The organism is Vibrio sp. 1978, assembly GCF_033344345.1.
The window spans coordinates 18,441-39,684 of record NZ_JAWPOP010000007.1 but is presented as its reverse complement, the minus strand read 5'-3'; the positions used below and the strand labels follow the sequence as shown (position 1 = coordinate 39,684).

Sequence of the window (21,244 nt, the reverse complement as noted above, 5' to 3'; positions counted from 1 at the left end):
CTTACAATTTCCACCTTTATTCTCACCTTCGAAATAATCTCATCCTGCTAGTTTTGCTTAAACCGCTTGTGTTCATGAGCGGCGAGTCAGCAAATTTAAGGATGAACGATGAAATCACATGTAACACTTCCTCTTTTGAGCTTAAGCGCTGTTGCCGCATTGAGCTCATTTAACGTCAACGCCCACGGCTGGGTAGAATTTCCAAGTGCTCGTCAGAATACGTGTTATTTAGACGGTGGTTTTTGGACCAATGAGATCCCCAACCAAGCGTGTAAAGCGGCTTTTGAAGAATCTGGTGCTTACCCGTTTGTGCAACGCAGTGAAATTGCAGCAAACGTACCAAATTACCGAGATATGGAGCATGTTAAAGCCGTAGTCCGTGACGGCGAACTGTGTTCTGCCGGCGATGCCGCTAAGAAAGGTTTGAACATTCCTTCTCCAAACTGGCAGCGCACCAATGTTACGCCAGATGCAAACAACCAGATTGAATTGGTGTTTTACGGCAAGGCGCCGCACAACCCATCGTACTGGGAATTCTATCTCACCAAGCCGACTTATGATGATTCAAAACCGCTTACTTGGAGTGATTTAGAGCTGATCGACACCGCAGGTGACGTGTATGTTGATGCGGAAAAACGCTACCGTATTCAGGTGACTTTCCCTGCTGATCGTTCCGGCGATGCAGTGCTTTATACTCGTTGGCAGCGCATTGATGTGGCTGGTGAAGGTTTCTACAACTGTAGTGACATTACGTTAAACGGAACAGGTACGACGCCGCCGACTGACCCCGTTGATCCAACCGAACCGGGCAATAATCTGACATCTCTAGGCTACTTTGTTCAGCAAGGTTTCGGACCAGTAGAAGCGGGTGACACCATTCGTTTCCGTACGTTTAATGCGACAGGCAATGAAATTGTCGATATTTCACTGCCAATCAGCGCAAACAATACGACGACTTGGGCGGCAGAAATTGCTGATCAATTTAACGCGCAGCAAACGGGCGATTGGTATGTGGGTATTTGGCATCAAGAGATGAATCACTACATGTTCGACAGTAACAACGTGAATGCGAATCAAGTATTAGCGCCAAGTGCAGACTTCAGTTATGCGTTGTCACTGCTCAAAGCGGATGTCACGCCACCAGTTGAACCAACCAATTTGTGGGACAAGACAGCCGTTTACAACCAAGGTGATGTGGTGACGCACAACGGCAAAGAATGGACTGCCCAGTGGTGGACGTCTGGTGAGGAACCTGGCACAACGGGTCAATGGGGTGTATGGCGTTAAGCCATTTATTCTGGCTCTGAACAATAAAACCCTTCTCATGTGAGAAGGGTTTGTTTTTTCAGTCTAAAACGACCACTTTGGTCGAGTGGTTGTCTTGAAAATCAGAGCACATATCGTTATTCGCTTGCTCTCCACTCGTTCCAGTTGAGCATCGCGTAGTCTGCCAGTTTGAGCATCGGAATGTCTTCGTGCGTATCACCGTAGGCATAAACAGACGCAAATTCGTCGAGCGAAAACGTGGCCCTAACGCGCGAGACTTTTTTTTCTAAACTGCAATCACCTTGCTGGTAAAAGCCACTCAGTTTTGGCTGTTCTGAGATCAGTTCACTGCACAGCAAGTGGTAACCGTTCGCTTCACACCAAGGCTTGAGATACGCATTGAGTGATGCCGACACCACCACAATGGTATCGCCTCTGTGCTGATGCCACGCCAACCTTTCCATCGCTTCTGGCCGTAAGTACAGCGGGATCACTTCGTGGGCAAACTGAGCGCCAATCGCTTCAATTTTCTGCGTTTCTTTCCCTGAAAATGCAATAAAACTGCTGAGAGGACGCATAACACGAGCGGGTAACACTCCGAGTTTGTACAGCGCATAAAATGGCATGATAGCGACCTTTCCCACTCGTTTGCGCAGGCCATAAGCAGAATAGTGGAGGAAAAGGCTAAACATATCCTCTCGGGTGATGGTGCCATCAAAATCAAACAGTGCCAGTGACGGCTTAGTAGTATCGAGCAAACTCAGCGCCTATTTTTTGGTTTAAGATCGTTTTGTGTTTATTGATAAAACACCGCCAACCAGATGGTTTCTTGCGTTGGGTCAGTCCAGCTCACTTTGTGTTTGGTATGAGCTGGAATCGTAACGTGATCGCCTGCCTCAAGTCGTTGCACGACACCTGATTCAAAAGTCAGCTCACCTGCTCCTTTAAGAACCAAGACCCATTCATGTTCTTCTTGATCGTACCAGCCACTTTCGGGAGAGGTTTGCCCCGTTGAGAGAATGCGTTCTATACGCAGGTTTTTGTGGGTCAGCAGGTCTTCGAACACTTCCTCGTCGAGGTTATTCGGTAAGTCTTTAAACAGGTTCATGGCCTTTCCTTAGAGAATGATCAGTCCAAAAGGCGCAAGCAATTGCTCTTGTTGCCAATCACAAATTTTAACACCAAACAGAGAAACGCGGCGAACATCCAGCCCGTCTAGTTCGACATGAGTCAGATCACACTGCTCAACGTTAAAGGTTCCCCATTGTTCTGGCGAGAATTCGCAGCGAGATAAATCCGAGCCTTTGAGAGTTGCCCCTGCGAGGTTCGCACCGTTCCAACGGTTTTCAAAGAGGTCACATTTTTCTAGTAACACTCGCTCGAAGTTACAGTAGGTGAGGTTGCAGCCAGTAATAAAAGCAGAACAGAAAAACATGGTGTTACTGACGCGATTAGCAAAGTTCGCACCTTGGAAGTTTGCCCCTTTGAGATCGCACTTACGTAGCTCCAAGCCCATACAATTTGCGCCGTTAAACAGGCTCATCGCCAACATGCAGTTCGTAAAGCTAGCGTCTTTTAAGTTCGCGAAGCGAAAACTACACCCTTCTAGCGCTTTGGATTCGATAAAGCGACAGTCGATGAACTTAGCATCGCGCAGATCGGCATGGTCGAAACAGCACATATAAAAGTGGCAGTTTTTAAAGGTAGCATTCTGAAAATCGTGATGAGAAAAGTTTTCTCGTTCAAAAATGAGATCGGTTTTTAACATGTCTTCTCCTTAGTTGCGAGCAGACTAGCACTCCAAGTGACTGATTTTCCAGAAAAATAACTTCTTGTATTTCAGTGTTTTACAAACCCCTCAAATCGCGATTTTAAGGGGTCAAACGAGCTTTTTAAGTGGGTTGTTTTTTGAAAATAGAAGACGTAGAGGGCGAAAAAAGTTTTTGCTGGCTACGAGCCTTAACGAGAGGATTCGCATTTATGGGTATGCATGGCAACTCACACGCACAGTTTGCATTACAGAATTGTATCCTATTTGCATAATTTGTTGATCAATATGGCGTTTCTCCATACAAAAAACCTATATTTTTCACAAATTGATTTCCATCAAAATAGTAGGGTTTCTATGTGCTAGATTGCGCACAGCTCAAAAAGATATAGATACCCGTGTGCTTCAAGGCGCTGAGTTTACTTGAAATCTCAGATCAGTTAGCAGGCACCCCTTTGGGTACGACATAACGAAGCCCTACGAAAGGAAATAAAAATGAAAAAAACAATCTGCAGTCTAGCAGTGGTTGCTGCACTCGTGTCACCAAGTGTTTTCGCTCATAAACAAGGTGACTTCGTTCTTCGTGTTGGTGCGGCGTCTGTCGTTCCAAATGACAGCAGTGATAAGATTCTTGGTTCTCAAGAAGAGTTAGAAGTTGACTCAAATACGCAGCTTGGTTTGACGTTTGGCTACATGTTTACAGACAACATCAGTTTAGAGCTTCTAGCAGCAACACCATTCAGCCACGATATTTCAACAGACTTGTTAGGTCTTGGTGATATCGCGGACACCAAACACCTTCCACCAACGCTTATGGTGCAGTACTACTTTGGCGAGCCACAAAGTAAGTTCCGTCCATACGTGGGTGCAGGTCTCAACTACACCATGTTCTTTGATGAGGGCTTCAATAGCACGGGTAAAGGCGCTGGTCTTTCAGATCTTAAGTTGGATGATTCATTCGGTCTAGCAGCGAATATTGGTGTGGATTACATGATCAACGATCAATGGTTCCTCAACGCCGCTGCGTGGTACGCAAACATTGAGACAGAAGCAACTTATAAAGCAGGTGGAGTGAAGCAAAAAACCGACGTCAAAATTAACCCTTGGGTATTTATGATCAGCGGCGGTTACAAGTTCTAAGAAAAACCAGTAGTTACACGCACATTACTATTATTGGCATGACTTTGGGGGCGGTTACGGGGACTGCCCCTCTTTTTTATCCTCGTTTTGATTGCACATCATTTACTCCACTTAGCAACATGCAAAATTGGATCTTTACCTTGCAGATCATTTTATTGTCGGAAGATCGAAAAGTCCTACACTGATCACATAATTGAACAAGTGGACAATATAAATGAGCGACGACATCGCAAAGCATTCTTCCTCCAGATCTAAGCTGGTAAAAACTCTTTTCTTTACTCTCTGTGTTATCGCATTTGGTGCGATGTATTGGTCTTGGCAGTATTCAGACAGTCACCCAAGCACGGAAGATGCCTACGTTAGGGCAAAAATTTTGTCGGTAGCGCCTCAGGTAAAAGGCCAAGTGGTTTCTGTGGATGTTAAAGATTTCCAATCTGTTAATAAAGGTGACCTACTGCTGAAGATAGATTCACGCCCATATTTGTTGGCCGTGAAGCAAGCAAAAGCGGCATACCAATTGGCGGTCCAGCAACATGACGTTGCCGATAAGCAGGTAACTGAAGCTGTTGCGGGCTTAGATGCGGCGCGCTCTAACCTGACAGAAGCGCAAGTAGAGTACAAACGTACGGATTCCCTAGTGAAACGCAAACTGGCGTCGGACCAAGATTTAGATACGGCAAAAAACAAACTCGCCAATGCCCAAGCGAGCCTGGAGCAAGCGCGCGCAACGGTAGAAAAAGCCATTGCGAACCGTGGTGAAGAAGGCGTAGAGGCTGCGGTCGTTCAACAAGCGGCAGCACAGTTAGCGCAAGCGGAGCTGAACTTGAGCTACACCGACATTACGTCACCAGTGGATGGCATTGCCGGTGAAATCAATACGCACGTAGGCTCGGTCGTTAGCGTGGGTCAAACGTTGTTCCCTGTGATTTTAAAAGACAGCTATTGGGTACGCGCGAACTTTAAAGAAACCGATCTTACTCATATTAAACCTGGCATGCATGCGGATGTGGTGATTGATATGTACCCAGACGTGGTGTGGAAAGCAACGGTAGAACAACTATCGCCTGCGAGTGGTACATCGTTCTCCTTGATGCCACCAGAAAACGCAACGGGTAACTGGGTTAAAATCAAACAGCGTTTCCCTGTACGTTTGGCATTAGAAGTACCGGCCGATGCGCCGCAACTTCGCGTGGGTGCGAGCTCAGAAGTCACCATTGATTTGCAAAGTAGCGTGCAATGAGCCATCAAATTACGGCAGACAAACGGGGGATTGCCACCGTCGCCGTGATGCTTTCTGCCATCATGGTGTTAATCGATATGACCGTTGCGAACGTGTCGCTATCGCACATGATGGGCGCGTTGGGCGCAACGGCAGACCAAATTACGTGGGTGTTGACGGGTTACAGCATGGCGGAAGCGATCTTCATTCCGATGACCAGTTTCTGGGTGTCGCGTTTTGGTGAACGCAAAGTCATGTTGGTTGCTGTGATCGGTTTTGTGATTGCCAGTGCGCTTTGTGGGCAAGCACAGTCTCTTGAAGAGATGGTGCTATTTCGCATTATCCAAGGCGCTTTCGGCGCGTCGGTGATTCCATTGGCGCAGTCGACGTTAGTGCAGATTTATCCGTATGAGCAAAAAGGCAAAGCGATGGCGATTTTCTCCATCGGCATTTTGCTTGGTCCTATTTTGGGCCCAGTTGTGGGTGGTGTGATCACCGACAACATTAACTGGCGCTGGATTTTTTACATCAACTTGCCATTCGGTTTGATCTGTACCTCTTTGATTTATCGCTATATCCACATCGACAACAAATCCAAACCTAACTTTGACTGGTGGATCATCGGTTACATGGCGTTAGGTGTGGGCGCGTTGCAGTTTGTGTTGGATAAAGGGAATGAAGAAGACTGGCTCGACTCACGCATGATTCAGACGGCGATATTGCTCGCAGTCATGGGATTGGTGATGTGGATCTATCGCAGTTGGAAAACCAAAAGTCCAATAGCGCCATTGTTGCTGCTGAAAGACCGAAACCTTATGGTCTCGTCATTGATGATTGCCGTGGTGTCGATGGCGATGTTTGGCCTGACGACTCAACAACCAATGCTGTTGGAAAGCTTGCTGGATTATCCGGTCTCAACCACTGGTTTATTAATGGCACCGCGTGGGTTGGCGTCAGCGGCGATGTTGATTTTGGTGATTAAGCTCAATCCGCAATTCGATCCCAGAATCAAAATAGTCTTTGGCTTGAGCTGCATCGGGATTGGTAGCTATTTGATGACGCAGTACTCACTGCAGATCGATACATTTTGGATTGTGATGCCGAGTATGATTCAGGGGATGGGGCTTGGTTTAACCTTCTCGACGCTATCCACCTTGGCGTATTTAACGATTCCGAAAGAGCAATCTGTTGCGGCGGCGAGTATTTACAATCTGTTCCGTACCATTGGTAGCTCGTTTGGTATTTCTATCGCCACCACGTTCCAATATCGTGATAGTCAGCAGCAATGGCATGCGCTGGGAGAGGGTATTAATCCTTATAATCCTAACTTGCATGACTGGGCGGCCAATCAGGGGCTTTCTATTACCGACCCGGTTGCGTTAGACCAATACCAACAGATGTTGCAGCAGCAATCGCAAATGGTCGCGTTTGTGCACACCTTCCAGCTTGTGGGAGTGATGTTCGTGATCATGATGCCGATGCTGGTTTTCATTCGGTCGCGTGAATAACATGAAGTTCCGGTGAATAGTGTAAGAGAACGCCTCTCAAGTTGTGTCAGCTTGAGAGGCGTTTTTTATTGGACAGTGCCAGTGAAAGAAGGACGTTTACTCTAATGTCACTTCGTCAAAATGCGGATTGGTTTTGAGCGCGCGCATTGCGACTAATTGTTCAGTCGGGAAGGCGGTGTGCTCACCATCCATATCTAAAAACAAGCACTCTTGTCGCTGCATGTCGTAGCCTGTGTCGAACGCGTTGCCCTGATGAGTTTCACCATTTTTTAGTGTGATCTCGATAGGGAGCTTAAACATACAGGCGATTTCAATAAAATCGTATTGGCTGCAAGTCACCATAGCTTTCTCCTTTCAAACCGACGCAGTATTCAGAAGGTTTGAGAACCGCTTCCTTAATATAGAAAACGTTTGATTGAAACTGAATCTTCATCTTACACCTCATTTTGGTCACGAAATAGACATACACGCACGTTTTAATAAACCTACTGTTGAGCGTTCGCAAGCGAGACAAAACTACGATATGTCTGAAACGATACTTAAGCGCACATACCTAACGAGTGAACAAAAGACACAAAAGCCAAGTTCACTGATTTCCCCTCAAACCTACCATGCGCAGTTGGCGCACCGTGTTCACCACTCGCCTCAATTTGAAAACGGCCGCGTTAAAAACGAGATGCCAAATATCCCTAGCCCGCAATCATTCTGGCAGGTGTGTTGGAGCTATCTTGGTGGTAGAACGCCATTGAGTCCTAACGAACATCTGCCACATTTCCCAATTCAACCTACGCAGTTTGCGCAGAGAAGTGAATCGATGCGCGTTACTTGGCTGGGCCATTCCACCATGCTGGTGGAGGTCGATGGCATTCGAATTCTGACTGATCCGGTATTTGATTACGCTTCTCCGTTCATCGCAAAAGCGTGGTTTGAACGCAATATTCCCAATACCCATGCCAGAGATTGTTTGCCGATTCCTGAAATTATCGTGATTTCGCACGATCATTACGACCATTTAGAAGCATCGACCATACGTTTCTACGCCGATAAACCCGTGACTTTTTATGTACCCTTAGGGGTTGGCAAGCATCTGATAAAGTGGGGCGTTTGCGCAGACAACATCGTGGAATTCGATTGGTGGGATAGCGTGCACTATGCCGGAATCGAACTGATTTGTACGCCTGCTAACCATAATTCGGGTCGTACTTATTTCGATAAAAACTCGACCCTGTGGGCTTCTTGGGTCATCAAAGGCAAAGAAGAGACGCTCTATTTTAGTGGCGATTCAGCTTACGATTCGCACTTTTCCGAGATCGCACTGCGATGTGGACCAATCGACATTGCCTGTTTGGAAGTGGCTGCTGATGTGAAAGGCCAAGGTTATCCGGTCGAAAACTGGGGGCACATGCAGGCTCATCATACCGTGCAAGCGTTTCGCGATTTAAATGCGAAAAAACTGTTGCCCGTGCATTGGGCTACATACGAGCTATTTACTCACCGCTGGGACGAACCGATTTTAGATTTGCTTACCCATTGTCAAAAAGAACATATAACGCTGCTGACGCCAATGCCGGGGGAGAGTTTTTACGTTCATCAAGAACATATAAATAAACAATGGTGGCGAGAAAAAGAAATAGGTGAGCCAGATATAATTTTGACTTAATAATATGTTCTTACTTCAATAATTATTTTAGAAGTTAACCTTGTTATTTTCAGAATATAACAAGGTTTTTTACTCGCTTACTCATCAATCACTTGAGGTTTTAACTCGACGACATTTCCTTCCGGATCATGTATATAGAGTGATCTACCGAACCCTTGTGCGCCATACCGCTTCGCAAACTCTTCGGTTTCAATGCCGCGCGCACGCAGATATTCCAGTAATTCATCCTCGGAAAAAGGCGCCAATTGCAGGCAAAAATGGTCAATATTACGACCATTTTGAACTGGTGGCTTACCGCCGAGTTGACCCAATTCGCTGTCTACCGTCACTACATCAATCAATGCGTTACCTGCCCTAAGTTGAGTTAAACCAAGTTCCGTTACTTCGCGTTCGACAGGGCAGCCCAAAATGTCTCGATAGAAATGCAACATAGCATCGAGGTTACAGGTCCTTAAAACAACATGATCAAGCGCTTTGATGGCGATTGGATTTTTGGTGGGCATGCTTCACTCCTTTTTGCATTGTGTTGAGGTAAGTATAAAGTGACCTTAAAAGTGGTGAGAGAAATGATCAAATTCCAGATGTTTTTTTGCTAGAGCGAGTGCAGAAACACTGCAACTCAAAGCAAACAAAAAAAGGCTAGCGTATTGCTAGCCTTTTGGAATATGGATGGGGCTATTACTCGTAATCAGAAGCGTAAGTTTCTTCGTAAGTGTGTGAGTAAAGCTCGAATAGGTTGCCGAATGGGTCTTCTAGGTAAACCATTTTCGCAGGCTTATTATCGTCTTCTGGGTGGTAACGCATGATGTCCATGCGAACTTTGCCACCTAGTGCTTCGGTGCGTTTGATAGCACCTTCAAAATCGTCTGTCTGCAAACAGAAATGGAAGATACCGATGCGAGAAAAATCCACTTCATGGCGCTCTTGACGCTCTTTCATTTCGAATAACTCAAGGCCGATGCCATCACTTGTCACAAGGTGCGCAATGTTGAAGCCTTTAAAGCCTTCCCCAAAGACCGCAATACACATTCTGCCAATTGCCGTTTCGCGTTCTTCAATTACTTTCGTGTTGCCCATAACGACTTTTAGACCTAGCGCTTGCGTGTAAAACTCAACCGCTTTGTCCATATCTCCGACCATAATACCGACATGATTCATTTTCATTTGTTTGCTCCCAACATGTGTGTTTGAACGTTGTCTTGTTTCGATGTGGGACAGTATATGGCGTGATATTAATTACATGAAATTATCATAAATTATAAAAATAATAATTTTATTTAATGATGTGGGTGTTGGGATTGAGTTAGTGAGCTAAGGCCTCAACAGCTTGCCTCACCGAGGTGAAATGAATCTTGATAATGCACCGTTGCGCGAGGCTGAATTCATGCGATTGGATTAATGACGTAACCTCTTCTACGGACAGCGTTCGTTCTTTTGGGTGTAAAAGAGTGGTGTTCGAACCATTGTTTTTCAATTCGAACGTGTTGCCATTTGAGTCAATAACGTAATCATCTTGCCCAAAAATGAGGGCTTCGCATTCAGAGTCTAAGTCGGACTGGGAATGCGTGTAGATCAGCTCATCGTCGCCGGCTAGTTTTAGCAAGCATGGCCAGCATACTGCGTGGTCTCTCATGGTTAACTCATTATTCATTGTTATTTAGAAACTTGACCCAGGTTGTTGCAAAAACGCTAACTCTTCGGGAGTGCTCTTTCTTCCCAGTATCGCATTGCGATGAGGATAGCGCCCAAACTGGTCGATGATGGCTTTGTGTTTTAGCTCAAAATCGTAGTTATTTTCAAGCCCTGATGCGCGGAACAATTTTTCAGCTTCGACATGAATGAGGCGAGATTCGCTGTGCATAAACGGCATGTACAAAAAACTTAGCTGCTCAGGCGCTAATTCTTTGTCGTGACCTAACCGAATTGCCTCTTGAGCCAATGCTAATGCGAGTGGGTCTTGTGCAAACGCTTTTGGGGTGTTGCGATACACATTACGTGAAAACTGGTCGAGGACGATGATTTCGGCCAATCGCCCTTGTGCGCTGTCACGCCAATTAAACAGTTCACAACGAGCGGCTTGTTCTAATATCGAGGCAAATCGCGATGTAATACGCTTGTCCAGTTCTGGGTTGTTTTCAAACCAATTTTGGGGCGATAGCTCCTCGAACCAAAATTTGATGACTTCTTGGTACATGGATCTTCCTTCCTATTGCATTAGCTAAAGAATAAAAAGCCAGAAGGCGAGCTCCTGGCTTTCTGTGTTTTATCGACCGTAAGTCTCTACGATGTAACGTTCAAAATCGTCACACATTTGTTCGTCAGAGATGGTGTTGCTTGCCAGCTCTTTACTGCCGTCGACGACTTTAATCGCGGCGTTCAGTGAAGCGACTGATGCTCGCTCTCGCGTCGCAAGTGAGTCGATTTTCTTCTGCTGCACTTCCCATGCCTGTTCTGGTGACAGGTTACACACGTCTGCAAGGTATTTGGCATTGAAGCCTTCGCCAGTCAGGCTGACAATGGTTTCGTTGTGCGACAAGTGATTGCCTGCGTGCCAGTAGTGTTTTGCCAGCAGTGGGCCAATTTCTGGGTTATCCGTCAGGTAACCAAACTTCTCAAGGAAGTATGCACGGGTCTGATACACCGCCATGTGCGCGAGTAGATAACCTTGATACGCACAAGCTGCTTCGTCGGATAGCAAATGTGGAATCGCCATCAGTGGGCGAGGGCTGCATTCCAAACCAAGGATCTGTTTTTCACAATCGCGAGCTAGCTTAGTGATGCGCTCTGGCGTTAACTCGTCATCGCTCAGTTGATACAACGCGCGCTCAAAATATGGCACAACCAAGATGCTACGTTCTTCATAAGCTTTGAATGGCTGACGGCTGTTGATCATTGCTTGAATAATCTCATCAGGAACAGAATTCCCTTCATCATCCAGTGCGTACTGTTTTAGCCAATCGGCATCGGTTAACAGGCTATCACAGAACATCGACTGAGTTTCTGCATAAGCCATTGACGTCGGCGAAAACTCCTGCGAGAAACAAGGCGCGTTCATTTTTACGTTCGCAAAGTGTGCTGCGTGGCCGCCTTCGTGGAACAGCGTGTTAATGCCATCGTAGCCACTGCCCACTTGGTCTGGTTTGGCATTACTGGTGAAGTTCACCTGTGCTGCGACCCATTCGCCTTGATTATAGAAAGAAGGGATAGGGCCGTGGCAGAACCCGTTCGGGTACTTACCTTTGCGATCTAGTAAATCCAGCGTTAGCGTCGCGCCAGAGTAATCAATATTTAGGCGACCAAATGATTCTACCCAGCGTCTCAGAGATTTTGAGAACGGCACGTATGGGTCAAGGTCACGCATAACGTTACCCGCGAATGAGTAAACAAAGTTGTAGCCTGCTAGTGCGCTTGCGCCTTTCTCTTTCGCCAAGTTTTCTAAGCTGTTTAGGTGCGCATCTCGCGTGCGTTGTTCGAAATCTTCCAAAATCTCGAATAGCTGCTCAGTGCTCATCTTTTCCGTTTTTTGCACGGAGTAATCAAAGAAAGTCGCATAACCCAGTGAGCGAGCGAACTGGTTGCGCAGTTTGATCAGTTCAATAAAGCCGTTTTGCAGTAGCCATTGTTCAAGGTTCAGCAACGCTTGATGAGCCGATTGGCGAACTTCTTCATGATTGCTGGTGCGAATGGTTGAGCTTAATACTGGAAGTGAACCTTCTACTTGCTCGCCGTTCTCATCGGTAAATGTTTGTACGTGGTTCTGTTTTTTCTCGAAGAGCTCAGCTTCAAAGGCAATGAGCTGATTTTTCAACGCTTGTGCTTTTTCGCCCTCGATAGCGTGAGATTCAAACATCGCCAGCCAACCAGATAGACCCGTAATGGTTTGTTGTTTCTCTTGTGGGTCGGTAATTGAGTCCGCGGCTTCAAGCTGTTGTTTGATGGCGGTAATTTGCTCGGCGTTGCTTAAAAAGCTTGTCCATGCCGTTTGTGCTTGCGTCGAGCCATCATGGTCATCGCTGATCCCCATGTAAGTTTCCCAAAAGAAATCTTCTTTGGTGCGGTGAATCGCAAGGTAACGTTGATTGAGGTCGTTGAGATAATCCGTTGCGGTCATTTTGATCCTTCAAATGGTTTCGTTATGTAGACAGTTGATTATTGCACGCTTGGTCGCGAGAAAGGAACGCTAATCTCATATGTCGATTTTGCATCGCGTAAAGGTGATTTTACTATTTGTTTACATTTGGGTGAGTTAATAGGAGTTATGAGCTTGCAGTGTTAAGACTGGTATGGAGTTTACAGTTTATTAAGTAATTAATCTGCGGTGCGCTATCGATGATCCTTATCAGGTGTAATAAGATTTCCATATCGTGGCGATACAGTTGGAAACGATATGATAAATAAGACAAAAGTTACGTTATTGGCGGTAGGTACGATTTTAGTTGGATGTTCCACAGTCGCGCCACCAAGAAATGATGCGGTTGAAAGCATTCAACAAAAGTGTTCTGTGATTTTAAGCAATGATGTTGCGGGCGATCAGCGCTGGCAGACGTACAACGGCTTGCTTGTAGAATATGCCGTGCATGGCGTTAAGAGTCAGGTACAACTGGAACGTTTTGAAGCGTTTATGCAGAGCGTGCAAGATGATGAGTCTGGACAGTTAGTTACTGAGTTGATTGAGGTCACCGACTGGGGATGCTCAAACGGCAATTATCTTGAAGAGATGAGCTTGTTTATTCAAGAAGTTCAGAAGTAAAAAACCGAGCGTTAAGTCGCTCGGCTTTTCTGTTTGTGGAACGCTTTTGTACGCTGGTTAGTCAGGACGTTTACTCCTCTGGATACTCGCCCATACCTTGCGTTTTACCTTCAGCTTTCCAATGCTCTCCAGGAGCAAATGCTTCATCGCATAAATCTACGGTGTAGCCCATTTCTGTGATTTCCTTCAAAGTGAGGTTATCAGCAATATTTGCAACTTCCCCCGATTTATTCCGTAACTCCATGTTGATCTCTCCTCTGTAGGTAGACGAGTGGCATCAATGCACAGTGAAGAATGCATTGGTAACCTTTGTTCTAAGTATATAACCCTCTGCTAAAAATGAAGGTTTAATCCACTTTTTAAATATGGGTAATTGGATAATGCTTTGAGCTGCTTCCGTTATTTAGAACCGCAGCATCGCGATAGTTTGCCATTTGTGATTTATTGAGTGGTTAAACGGTCAATTTGGAAACTCGAAATGGTGATTCTCGACCACGCTTTAGCACAACAAATTGTTGATCGAACCATGTCCATCATTGGTCACAATGTGAATGTGATGAACTCGGCAGGCATCATCATTGGCAGTGGCGACCCTAAACGTGTTGGGCAAGTGCATGATGGCGCGGTACTGGCGCTGAATCATGGCGATTCGCTAGAGCTTAATGAGCAACAATGTTTGACGTTGCAGGGTGTCAAACCCGGTATCAATATGTTGTTGAAATTACATGGCGACGTGGTCGGTATTGTTGGCGTCACAGGCGAGCCGGAGAAAATCCGAGATTTTGCAAAACTGGTTAAAATGACCGCTGAACTGACAATCGAGCAAGCCGCGCTGGTGGAAAAATTTCAGTGGGACAGACGTCATCGCGAAGAGTTTATTCTGGCTTGGATCAATGGGAAATTGACCGATGAAGAGCTGAAAGATTGGGCGATGCGTCTTTCTATCGATGTTACTCAACCACGGGTGGCAACGGTGATTGAAGTCTCGACGCCGTCCGCCTCGAAAAGCATGAAGAGTGTGCGCAATATTGTTGAGCTGCTTGAATACCCAGAGCGTAACAACCTAGTTGCGATTGTCTCGGTGAATGAAATTGTGGTGTTGAAACCGTGTCATTCCGCCAAGCAGTGGGATAGCCAAGTTGAAAGTGAGCGCATTGATAAGTTGATGTCGCGTTTAAGCGATCACGATTCGCATACGTTTCACATTGCGCTAGGACAGTTGTTTAATGAGCCTAAAGATGTCGCGTTGTCATACCAAAGCGCGAAGCAGGTATTAGCCATTGGCAAGCAGTTCTACCCAGAGAAACGTAAGTACCTGTTCGATGAACTTCGTTTGCCTGTTTTGTTAGCGCCGTTGGCGGATATTTGGCAAGGTGAACAAATTATTGATGGCGTGAAACGGTTGAAAGAGAAAGACAAATCTGGGCAATTATTGAAAACCCTAGATGCACTGTTTGAATGCAATGGCAATGTAACAGAATGCTCTAAAATGCTGTTTATTCACCGGAACACTCTGCGCTATCGGTTAGAGAAAATCACCGAGATAACAGGGCTACCAACAACCAATTTTGTGGGGTTAGCGGAGCTTTATATTGCGACTCGGCTCTCAAAAATGTCGTGATGTTGTGCATTTGCACAATACGCGTTATTTTTTGACCACATCATTTGTCACTCCGCCTAAAGGAATTCGAAAGCAAACGATTAATAATTCATGCGTCCCTACATGTTGAGTGAGCCAACACGGACTCGCTCAGCAAAATAAGAATAAATGGAGTTATCATGAACCTTATATTAATCCTGCTCGGGGTGATCGCATTTATTGTGCTCACGACCACCAAATTCAAATTACATCCCTTTTTAGCGCTGATCATCGCGGCGTTCCTTGCGGCATTTGCTTACGGCTTACCGGCAGATAGCATTGCCAAAACCATTGCTTCTGGCTTTGGCGGCATCCTTGGTTACATTGGTTTGGTTATCGTTTTAGGTACCATCATTGGTGTTATTTTGGAAAAAAGTGGTGCGGCGATCACCATGGCCGATACGGTCATCAAAGTGTTGGGTGAGCGTTTCCCAACATTGACCATGAGCATCATCGGTTACATCGTTTCTGTTCCAGTATTTTGTGATTCAGGCTTTGTCATTCTGAACTCGCTCAAAGAATCACTCGCTAAGCGTTTAAAAACCTCAAGCGTTGCGATGAGTGTGGCGTTGGCAACTGGCCTATACGCAACGCACACGTTTGTGCCGCCAACTCCTGGCCCGATTGCCGCTGCGGGTAACTTAGGCCTGGAATCTAACCTTGGTTTAGTGATTGGTGTGGGTGTGTTTGTTGCAGCGGTTGCGGCGTTAGCGGGTATGTTGTGGGCGAACCGATTCCAACATGTTGAACCAGATGGCATTGAAGCCGTAGAAGAAATTCAGCAAGACTGGCAAGCACTCAAAGCGTCTTACGGCAAATTGCCAACGGCGAGCCAAGCATTCGCTCCTATTTTTGTTCCTATCTTATTGATCTGTTTTGGCTCTATCGCGAAATTCCCAAGCCTACCGCTGGGCGAAGGTTTTGTGTTTGATGTTCTGACTTTCTTAGGACAGCCACTAACGGCATTGGTGATTGGCCTGTTCCTTTCTGTTTGCCTACTCAAGTCAGACAACAAGATTGAAGAATTTGGCGAGCGAATCAGCCAAGGTATTACGGCTGCTGCGCCTATTCTTTTGATTACCGGTGCGGGTGGTGCATTTGGCGCGGTATTAAAAGCAACGCCGCTAGGTGAATACTTGGGTACGACGCTATCGGCGCTGGGCGTGGGTATTTTCATGCCATTTATCGTTGCGGCTGCGCTAAAATCGGCGCAAGGTTCGTCAACGGTTGCACTAGTGACCACATCGGCTTTGGTTGCGCCTATGCTTACGCAATTGGGGCTAGATTCAGAAATGGGCCGCGTATTAACGGTGATGGCGATCGGTGCAGGTGCGATGACGGTTTCTCATGCAAACGACAGCTTCTTCTGGGTAGTTTCGCAGTTTAGCCGCATGTCAGTGGGCTTAGCGTACCGCGCGCAAACCATGGCTACGCTCGTTCAAGGTGTCACGGCAATGGCATTGGTGTACATTTTGAGTCTCGTTCTCTTATAAGTCTCTGGAAATACGTATGAAAGTGGTAATTGCACCTGATTCATTTAAAGAAAGCTTAACCGCCAAACAAGTGAGCGAGGCGATCAAAACGGGTCTTGCTCGCGTATGGCATGATGCCGAGTTTGTTACGGTTCCGGTCGCAGACGGTGGCGAAGGCACGGTTCAATCTTTGATAGATGCAACTCAAGGCGAACAAGTCTTCACAACAGTGACTGCGCCATTAGGGAATGATGTTGAAGCGTTTTATGGCATCCTCGGCGACGGCGAAACTGCGGTTATTGAAATGGCGGAGGCCAGTGGGCTACACCTTGTGCCGAGTGACGCTCGCGACCCAAAACTGACCAGTAGCATTGGTACCGGACAGCTGATCAAACACGCGCTAGACAGAGGCATTCAACGTTTAATCATTGGTTTGGGCGGCAGCGCTACCAATGATGGTGGCGTGGGCATGTTGACCGCGTTGGGGGTGGCGTTTCTTGATGAATCTGGTCATGCAATTACCCCAAATGGAGGCGGGTTAGCGGCGCTTGCGTCCATCGATATTTCTGGTCTTGACCCTCGTTTAGCAACTTGCGAAGTGTTGGTAGCGTGCGATGTTGATAACCCACTCTGTGGTGACAAAGGCGCGTCGGCTATCTTTGGCCCTCAAAAGGGAGCGACGGTATCAGACGTCACTCTGCTCGATAACGCATTGCGCAAGTTTGGCGAGTTGACGGAACAAGCGACGGGTAAGCATGTACTGACTCGTGAAGGGGCGGGTGCTGCTGGTGGTATGGGCGCGGCCTTGCTCGGGTACACGCCAGCACGTTTGCAACCAGGAATTGAGATTGTGCTTGAAACGGTCAAACTTGCTCAGCATGTTGAGGATGCGGATATCGTATTTACAGGCGAGGGTCGAATCGATCATCAAACCGCACATGGCAAAACGCCGATGGGCGTTGCTCAGGTGGCTAAGCAGTGTAATTTACCAGTCATTGCATTAGCAGGCTGTGTGGGCGACAACTATCAGGCGGTTTATGAGTGCGGCATTGATGCGGTGTTTGCTTGTGTACCAAGGGCGATGAGCTTACCTGAGGCCATGAAAGAGGCCGACGTCAACGTTGCTAATTTAGCCGAAAACGTCGCGAGAATGTGGCAAATTAAGTCGAACTGAAGGCGATGACGATATGAAAAAACTCCACCTTTGTGTGGAGTTTTTTGTTGTTACCTGTTTGCGTATGTCGGCATAAGTTCATTTAGCAAGAGCGAGTTAACAGGCATGTTTTTTTATCAATTTTGCCAGAGTTTGCATCGCGTGACTCCAATCGGTTTCATGACCAAAGTTTGCCACGCTGAGGCGTACGCAATGCCGATATTGCCCTTGAGTGCCAAATACGGTACCGGGAAGTAGGCTGATTCTGTGCTTATTGCATGCTTGATACAACGCATAGCTGTCCGTGTCTTCGGGCAGTCGCAACCAAAGTAAGAACGAGCCTTGTACGGCGTTGATCTGGTATCGATTTTTTAGAGGTTCGTATTCATCCAAGTATTGATGAAGCATCTGGATAAATCGTCGCATGTTGTTTTGATAAACCCGACCCATTCGCGCAGTATGCGTTCGATACTTGCCTGACGTTAGAAACGTTGCCACGGCGGATTGCATCAGGTTCAAACTGCCCATGTTCTCACACAGTAGATATTGTTCAATTTGGTCTCGATATCGCCCCGCCAACATCCAACCAATTCTCAAACGCGAATCGAGCGTTTTGGATAACGAATTCACGTAAATTACGCGTTGCTTGTCATCGAGCAATCTCAAGCTTGGCAACGGCTTATCATAACTTAACCCGCCAAACACATCGTCTTCGATAATAGGAATATTGCCGGACGCCAATAGCAATTGCTGGCGCTTTTCTAACGGCATCATGGCACCAGTAGGGTTGGTGAAGTTTGGTGTTACGATGATCGCTTTTATGTCCCATGTCGCCATTGCTTTTGCTAAGGCTTCGGGGCACATACCGTCTCGTGGGCAACTCGGGATTTCCACCACTTTGAGGCCGAGTGATTCGAGCATCAATAAGTTTCCAAAATAACAAGGAGACTCCACCGCGACGATATCGCCTTTTTGTGTCGTTGCGCGCAGCGCTAGGCTTATTGCTTGTTGCGCGCCGTGCGTCACCATGATTTCATCCAATTTGGCTGGTGTGCCCAAATCTTGCGTGATTTTCGCCAGTTGTTTAATTAAGAGGTGATCACCGGGTGGCAACTGGTAATGGCTCGGTACATGTGTTTGCTGGCGGCTGTGACGGCCGATCTCGGCGTACAAGCTTTTGATCGCGGGAGAGTCAATGTTTGGGTGGGCAGAACCGGTAGGCAAACGCTCTTGGTATTCAGGATAAGTAAGGATTTCTTTGCAGATCGAGAGCAAATCCACGCGAGTCGGATCCGGAATTGAGCGAGAGGTCGGCAAAGCGACTTTAACTCGATAACCCGATTTGGGAACCGAGTACACCAAGTTTTGTGCTTCCAGCTCTTGATACGCACGAATCACGGTATTTTTACTGACGTTTAATTCTTGGCTCAACGAGCGAATGGAGGGCAGTCGATCATCCGCCTGATAAACGCCACCACTGATGGCTTGTTTGAGGTGTTTTTCCACCACGAGGTACTTATTCCCTTCACCGCTTCCCAATAAATCTGTACCCATAAAAACACTTCCATCTGTCACTTTTTGAAAACACTGTACCTAATTACATTAGCAGTATCTCAAAACATAAAACAAGCGTGAGTGAGGCGATCATGTTAATCCGAGCCATCCCTTTTGTATTTGTCATCCTTTGGGCTTCTGGATTCGTTGGTGCGCGTTTTGGTTTGCAATATGCCGAGCCAGCGACACTACTTTCTATCCGTATGGCATTCAATGTCTTATTGTTTTTGGTTCTTGTGGCGGTATTGCGTAGAAGGTTGCCGACAGGAAAAGATTTATGGCACAGCTGTGTGGTTGGTGCATTGATCCACGGTTTCTATCTGGGCGGTACTTATTTCGCTATCGCCTTAGGTATGCCTGCGGGGTTGAGTTCGTTGCTGGTGGGTATTCAACCGATTTTAACCGCGGCTTTGCTGGTGGTGTTTGTTCGTGAGGAATTTAAACCCTCGCAATGGTTGGGTTTGGCTCTTGGTTTTGTCGGTATCGCTATGGTGTTGATGGGCAAAATGGAGTGGCAATCCGAGCAGCATAAAGTGTTGGCCATTGGTTTGTGTTTGTTGGCTTTGGTTGGTATCACGCTAGGGACGCTTTATCAGAAAAAACATTGCCAACAAGTGGATATGGTGGGTGGTGCGACGGTGCAATATTTGGCCGCGCTCGTCATGTTTCTGCCCGTTGCGATGCAGTTTGAAACCATGCAAGTGCAGTGGGAACTGGAGTTTATTTTGACTGTGTTGTGGTTGGTCGTCGTGCTCTCTTGTGTAGCTATTCTACTGCTGCTGTACATGGTTAAGAACGGTGCTGCATCGAGCGTAGCTTCTGTATTCTACCTGGTGCCGCCAACGACGGCGATTCAGGCTTGGCTCGCGTTTGGAGAGTCATTTGATTGGATGGGGATTTCTGGTTTCGTACTGGCAGCTACGGCGGTGTATTTGGTGGTTAAAAAGCCGGATCTGACGATAAAGAAATCGATTCAAACAGAATATACCTAAATTGGGTAGGGACATTTGCGTATCAGTGGGTACAATCTGCTTCATCTTAATCCGTGGAGCAGAATGATGAAGGTAAAGCCAGATCGAATGACCGCCATGCGTAGCATCATCGAGCAAGTAAAAGCGGAACTACCAATTTATGAACCAGAAACGTTTGTATGTGGACCAGAAGGGCAGTGCATTGGCTGTCCGAAGAAATTGTTGGAAATGGTCGATTCAGAAGTCACTTATTGGGAGTCAGCCATGGAGCGCGGCATTGTTCCGCAGTTCGATGAGATTCGTCGTTTTGGCAAAATGTGCACGAATGTTCGTCGTGGTCTGGTGCGAAATAATGTGCCTTTACTCAGTAACTAGAGAGTAAAAACCGTCTAATATCTGACACATAGCGTCGTTTTGTTACACTGCTCTTTGGCTGCTGTTCTCAAGTTTGAGTGGTGTTTGTCTCTTCTTACCCCTTAAGCCTTTAATCGTAAGAAATTGGCGATATATTGGCTCGGTCTCACATGGATGTGGGGCTATTGTCTTGGGCTAGTTGAGATAAGAAACGTGAAATCAAAGGGATTTACGCTGATGGAAATCACCATAGTGCTTACCACTTTGGCTTTCATCGCATTAGCTGCTTTACCAGTACTACTCGATATTCATCGCCAAGCATACGCTGCGATGCTGCACAGTTCTCAGTCTTCTTTGGGTACGGCTCTCAAATTCTTTCATGCTCAATCAGTGATTGATAACGCTTACGGCCAAGAGCACGTTCACTACATTGACCGACATGTCAAAACACGCAAAGGCATGCCAGAAGCGAGTGCCGATAGTATTCGAGCTTTGTTAGAAATCGATCTACCAGCCAGAGGTTATTCGAAAATTGACGTGCCGTGCAAAGGCAGTGATTTTTGCATCATCGGTCAGCAGCACCCAAACAGTGCTCATTTTGTCGCTATTCCTGATTATCAGTTCTTAGATAAATCGGGTGTTGATCGCGTGGTGTACATTTGGCCGCAAGGTTACACACTGGCAGAAGAAGCATGCTATTTCTACTACGTGAATCAAGCCTCTAACGATTCAATTGTTCGAGGGTATGTGACGCAAGGGTGTTAATCCCGAATAAGTGTTGCGAACAACG

The 21,244-nt window shown here is 46.6% G+C and carries 23 protein-coding genes; 12 read left to right on the top strand and 11 right to left on the bottom strand.

Annotation, left to right across the window (positions count from 1 at the left end; translation table 11 throughout):
• Window positions 1–108: 108 nt before the first annotated feature.
• Window positions 109–1,287, top strand: coding sequence for a lytic polysaccharide monooxygenase (locus tag R8N49_RS09055; RefSeq protein ID WP_054578559.1), 1,179 nt, complete (start codon window positions 109–111; stop codon window positions 1,285–1,287).
• 116 nt (window positions 1,288–1,403) lie between these two features.
• On the opposite strand, the gene R8N49_RS09050 is transcribed toward R8N49_RS09055, so the two are convergent.
• From R8N49_RS09050 to R8N49_RS09040, 3 genes are read right to left on the bottom strand one after another with little or no spacing between them, the layout of a single operon-like run.
• Window positions 1,404–2,024, bottom strand: a complete 621-nt coding sequence (locus tag R8N49_RS09050) for an HAD-IB family hydrolase (RefSeq protein WP_031778857.1) — start codon at window positions 2,022–2,024, stop codon at window positions 1,404–1,406.
• Between the two features lie 38 nt (window positions 2,025–2,062).
• Entirely contained in the window at window positions 2,063–2,374 is a 312-nt protein-coding gene (locus R8N49_RS09045) for a cupin domain-containing protein (protein ID WP_005374359.1), read from the bottom strand.
• Window positions 2,375–2,383: 9 nt separating this feature from the next.
• Window positions 2,384–3,034 carry a Qnr family pentapeptide repeat protein gene (locus R8N49_RS09040; protein ID WP_005374358.1) on the bottom strand — a complete coding sequence of 217 codons (651 nt, stop codon included), beginning with the start codon at window positions 3,032–3,034 and terminating at the stop codon, window positions 2,384–2,386.
• A gap of 495 nt (window positions 3,035–3,529) precedes the next feature.
• Here R8N49_RS09040 and ompW point away from each other — a divergent pair, with 495 nt between their 5' ends.
• The 3 genes from ompW to R8N49_RS09025 all read left to right on the top strand — a co-directional run bounded on the left by ompW (window position 3,530) and on the right by R8N49_RS09025 (window position 6,901).
• A complete protein-coding gene (gene ompW / locus R8N49_RS09035; RefSeq protein WP_054576497.1) occupies window positions 3,530–4,174 on the top strand; it encodes an outer membrane protein OmpW in 645 nt (214 codons plus the stop codon).
• Window positions 4,175–4,388: 214 nt separating this feature from the next.
• Window positions 4,389–5,414 (top strand): HlyD family secretion protein, encoded by a 1,026-nt coding sequence (locus R8N49_RS09030; protein ID WP_054576496.1) that lies wholly within the window; start codon window positions 4,389–4,391, stop codon window positions 5,412–5,414.
• Window positions 5,411–6,901: an MDR family MFS transporter gene (locus tag R8N49_RS09025; RefSeq protein WP_318189921.1), complete on the top strand. Its 1,491-nt coding sequence runs from the start codon at window positions 5,411–5,413 to the stop codon at window positions 6,899–6,901. The genes R8N49_RS09030 and R8N49_RS09025 overlap by 4 nt, the downstream gene beginning before the upstream one ends.
• A gap of 96 nt (window positions 6,902–6,997) precedes the next feature.
• On the opposite strand, the gene R8N49_RS09020 is transcribed toward R8N49_RS09025, so the two are convergent.
• Entirely contained in the window at window positions 6,998–7,243 is a 246-nt protein-coding gene (locus R8N49_RS09020) for a Rho-binding antiterminator (RefSeq protein WP_054576494.1), read from the bottom strand.
• Window positions 7,244–7,424: 181 nt separating this feature from the next.
• Between R8N49_RS09020 and R8N49_RS09015 the strand changes: the two genes are divergently transcribed.
• Window positions 7,425–8,561: an MBL fold metallo-hydrolase gene (locus R8N49_RS09015; protein WP_054576493.1), complete on the top strand. Its 1,137-nt coding sequence runs from the start codon at window positions 7,425–7,427 to the stop codon at window positions 8,559–8,561.
• Window positions 8,562–8,638: 77 nt separating this feature from the next.
• Here R8N49_RS09015 and R8N49_RS09010 read toward each other — a convergent pair whose 3' ends face one another.
• The 5 genes from R8N49_RS09010 to R8N49_RS08990 all read right to left on the bottom strand — a co-directional run bounded on the left by R8N49_RS09010 (window position 8,639) and on the right by R8N49_RS08990 (window position 12,672).
• Entirely contained in the window at window positions 8,639–9,064 is a 426-nt protein-coding gene (locus R8N49_RS09010; protein ID WP_017634369.1) for a VOC family protein, read from the bottom strand.
• Window positions 9,065–9,239: 175 nt separating this feature from the next.
• Window positions 9,240–9,725, bottom strand: coding sequence for a VOC family protein (locus R8N49_RS09005; RefSeq protein WP_005374344.1), 486 nt, complete (start codon window positions 9,723–9,725; stop codon window positions 9,240–9,242).
• Between the two features lie 139 nt (window positions 9,726–9,864).
• Window positions 9,865–10,194 (bottom strand): DUF4144 domain-containing protein, encoded by a 330-nt coding sequence (locus tag R8N49_RS09000; RefSeq protein ID WP_186585542.1) that lies wholly within the window; start codon window positions 10,192–10,194, stop codon window positions 9,865–9,867.
• Window positions 10,195–10,218: 24 nt separating this feature from the next.
• Window positions 10,219–10,755: a DUF924 family protein gene (locus R8N49_RS08995; RefSeq protein ID WP_054576492.1), complete on the bottom strand. Its 537-nt coding sequence runs from the start codon at window positions 10,753–10,755 to the stop codon at window positions 10,219–10,221.
• Window positions 10,756–10,824: 69 nt separating this feature from the next.
• On the bottom strand, window positions 10,825–12,672 hold the full coding sequence (locus R8N49_RS08990; protein ID WP_054576491.1) for a M3 family metallopeptidase: 1,848 nt from the start codon (window positions 12,670–12,672) through the stop codon (window positions 10,825–10,827).
• 276 nt (window positions 12,673–12,948) lie between these two features.
• Between R8N49_RS08990 and R8N49_RS08985 the strand changes: the two genes are divergently transcribed.
• Window positions 12,949–13,311, top strand: a complete 363-nt coding sequence (locus tag R8N49_RS08985; protein WP_005374335.1) for a hypothetical protein — start codon at window positions 12,949–12,951, stop codon at window positions 13,309–13,311.
• 70 nt (window positions 13,312–13,381) lie between these two features.
• Here the strand turns inward: R8N49_RS08985 and R8N49_RS08980 are convergent, their stop codons facing one another.
• A complete protein-coding gene (locus R8N49_RS08980; RefSeq protein WP_005374332.1) occupies window positions 13,382–13,555 on the bottom strand; it encodes a hypothetical protein in 174 nt (57 codons plus the stop codon).
• A gap of 234 nt (window positions 13,556–13,789) precedes the next feature.
• On the opposite strand from R8N49_RS08980, the gene R8N49_RS08975 reads away from it, so the two are divergent.
• The 3 genes from R8N49_RS08975 (at window position 13,790) to R8N49_RS08965 (ending at window position 17,596) form a co-directional block, all read left to right on the top strand.
• The gene (locus R8N49_RS08975) at window positions 13,790–14,932 is read left to right on the top strand and encodes a sugar diacid recognition domain-containing protein (protein WP_005374330.1); all 1,143 of its coding nucleotides are present in this window, start codon (window positions 13,790–13,792) and stop codon (window positions 14,930–14,932) included.
• A 158-nt stretch (window positions 14,933–15,090) separates the two neighbouring features.
• Window positions 15,091–16,443, top strand: coding sequence for a GntP family permease (locus tag R8N49_RS08970; protein ID WP_005374327.1), 1,353 nt, complete (start codon window positions 15,091–15,093; stop codon window positions 16,441–16,443).
• A 16-nt stretch (window positions 16,444–16,459) separates the two neighbouring features.
• Entirely contained in the window at window positions 16,460–17,596 is a 1,137-nt protein-coding gene (locus R8N49_RS08965) for a glycerate kinase (RefSeq protein WP_005374325.1), read from the top strand.
• 96 nt (window positions 17,597–17,692) lie between these two features.
• Here the strand turns inward: R8N49_RS08965 and R8N49_RS08960 are convergent, their stop codons facing one another.
• On the bottom strand, window positions 17,693–19,129 hold the full coding sequence (locus R8N49_RS08960; protein WP_005374322.1) for a PLP-dependent aminotransferase family protein: 1,437 nt from the start codon (window positions 19,127–19,129) through the stop codon (window positions 17,693–17,695).
• A 92-nt stretch (window positions 19,130–19,221) separates the two neighbouring features.
• On the opposite strand from R8N49_RS08960, the gene R8N49_RS08955 reads away from it, so the two are divergent.
• From R8N49_RS08955 to R8N49_RS08945, 3 genes are all read left to right on the top strand, one after another.
• The gene (locus tag R8N49_RS08955; protein ID WP_005374320.1) at window positions 19,222–20,121 is read left to right on the top strand and encodes a DMT family transporter; all 900 of its coding nucleotides are present in this window, start codon (window positions 19,222–19,224) and stop codon (window positions 20,119–20,121) included.
• A gap of 66 nt (window positions 20,122–20,187) precedes the next feature.
• Window positions 20,188–20,475 carry a hypothetical protein gene (locus R8N49_RS08950; protein ID WP_005374318.1) on the top strand — a complete coding sequence of 96 codons (288 nt, stop codon included), beginning with the start codon at window positions 20,188–20,190 and terminating at the stop codon, window positions 20,473–20,475.
• Window positions 20,476–20,628: 153 nt separating this feature from the next.
• Window positions 20,629–21,219, top strand: coding sequence for a type II secretion system protein (locus tag R8N49_RS08945; protein ID WP_225474250.1), 591 nt, complete (start codon window positions 20,629–20,631; stop codon window positions 21,217–21,219).
• The last annotated feature ends 25 nt before the right edge of the window (window positions 21,220–21,244 follow it).

What these genes read in the sequence shown, in the direction of transcription:
- R8N49_RS09020 (WP_054576494.1), bottom strand. Translation starts at nt 7,243, where the DNA reads ATGGTGACTTGCAGCCAATACGATTTTATTGAAATCGCCTGTATGTTT.
- R8N49_RS09025 (WP_318189921.1), top strand. Translation starts at nt 5,411, where the DNA reads ATGAGCCATCAAATTACGGCAGACAAACGGGGGATTGCCACCGTCGCC.
- R8N49_RS09010 (WP_017634369.1), bottom strand. Translation starts at nt 9,064, where the DNA reads ATGCCCACCAAAAATCCAATCGCCATCAAAGCGCTTGATCATGTTGTT.
- R8N49_RS08950 (WP_005374318.1), top strand. Translation starts at nt 20,188, where the DNA reads ATGAAGGTAAAGCCAGATCGAATGACCGCCATGCGTAGCATCATCGAG.
- R8N49_RS08980 (WP_005374332.1), bottom strand. Translation starts at nt 13,555, where the DNA reads ATGGAGTTACGGAATAAATCGGGGGAAGTTGCAAATATTGCTGATAAC.
- R8N49_RS09045 (WP_005374359.1), bottom strand. Translation starts at nt 2,374, where the DNA reads ATGAACCTGTTTAAAGACTTACCGAATAACCTCGACGAGGAAGTGTTC.
- R8N49_RS09055 (WP_054578559.1), top strand. Translation starts at nt 109, where the DNA reads ATGAAATCACATGTAACACTTCCTCTTTTGAGCTTAAGCGCTGTTGCC.
- R8N49_RS08960 (WP_005374322.1), bottom strand. Translation starts at nt 19,129, where the DNA reads ATGGGTACAGATTTATTGGGAAGCGGTGAAGGGAATAAGTACCTCGTG.
- R8N49_RS08955 (WP_005374320.1), top strand. Translation starts at nt 19,222, where the DNA reads ATGTTAATCCGAGCCATCCCTTTTGTATTTGTCATCCTTTGGGCTTCT.
- R8N49_RS09040 (WP_005374358.1), bottom strand. Translation starts at nt 3,034, where the DNA reads ATGTTAAAAACCGATCTCATTTTTGAACGAGAAAACTTTTCTCATCAC.
- R8N49_RS08975 (WP_005374330.1), top strand. Translation starts at nt 13,790, where the DNA reads ATGGTGATTCTCGACCACGCTTTAGCACAACAAATTGTTGATCGAACC.
- R8N49_RS09015 (WP_054576493.1), top strand. Translation starts at nt 7,425, where the DNA reads ATGTCTGAAACGATACTTAAGCGCACATACCTAACGAGTGAACAAAAG.
- R8N49_RS08985 (WP_005374335.1), top strand. Translation starts at nt 12,949, where the DNA reads ATGATAAATAAGACAAAAGTTACGTTATTGGCGGTAGGTACGATTTTA.
- R8N49_RS09000 (WP_186585542.1), bottom strand. Translation starts at nt 10,194, where the DNA reads ATGAGAGACCACGCAGTATGCTGGCCATGCTTGCTAAAACTAGCCGGC.
- R8N49_RS08990 (WP_054576491.1), bottom strand. Translation starts at nt 12,672, where the DNA reads ATGACCGCAACGGATTATCTCAACGACCTCAATCAACGTTACCTTGCG.
- R8N49_RS08970 (WP_005374327.1), top strand. Translation starts at nt 15,091, where the DNA reads ATGAACCTTATATTAATCCTGCTCGGGGTGATCGCATTTATTGTGCTC.
- R8N49_RS08945 (WP_225474250.1), top strand. Translation starts at nt 20,629, where the DNA reads ATGTGGGGCTATTGTCTTGGGCTAGTTGAGATAAGAAACGTGAAATCA.
- R8N49_RS08965 (WP_005374325.1), top strand. Translation starts at nt 16,460, where the DNA reads ATGAAAGTGGTAATTGCACCTGATTCATTTAAAGAAAGCTTAACCGCC.
- R8N49_RS09005 (WP_005374344.1), bottom strand. Translation starts at nt 9,725, where the DNA reads ATGAAAATGAATCATGTCGGTATTATGGTCGGAGATATGGACAAAGCG.
- R8N49_RS09030 (WP_054576496.1), top strand. Translation starts at nt 4,389, where the DNA reads ATGAGCGACGACATCGCAAAGCATTCTTCCTCCAGATCTAAGCTGGTA.
- ompW (WP_054576497.1), top strand. Translation starts at nt 3,530, where the DNA reads ATGAAAAAAACAATCTGCAGTCTAGCAGTGGTTGCTGCACTCGTGTCA.
- R8N49_RS08995 (WP_054576492.1), bottom strand. Translation starts at nt 10,755, where the DNA reads ATGTACCAAGAAGTCATCAAATTTTGGTTCGAGGAGCTATCGCCCCAA.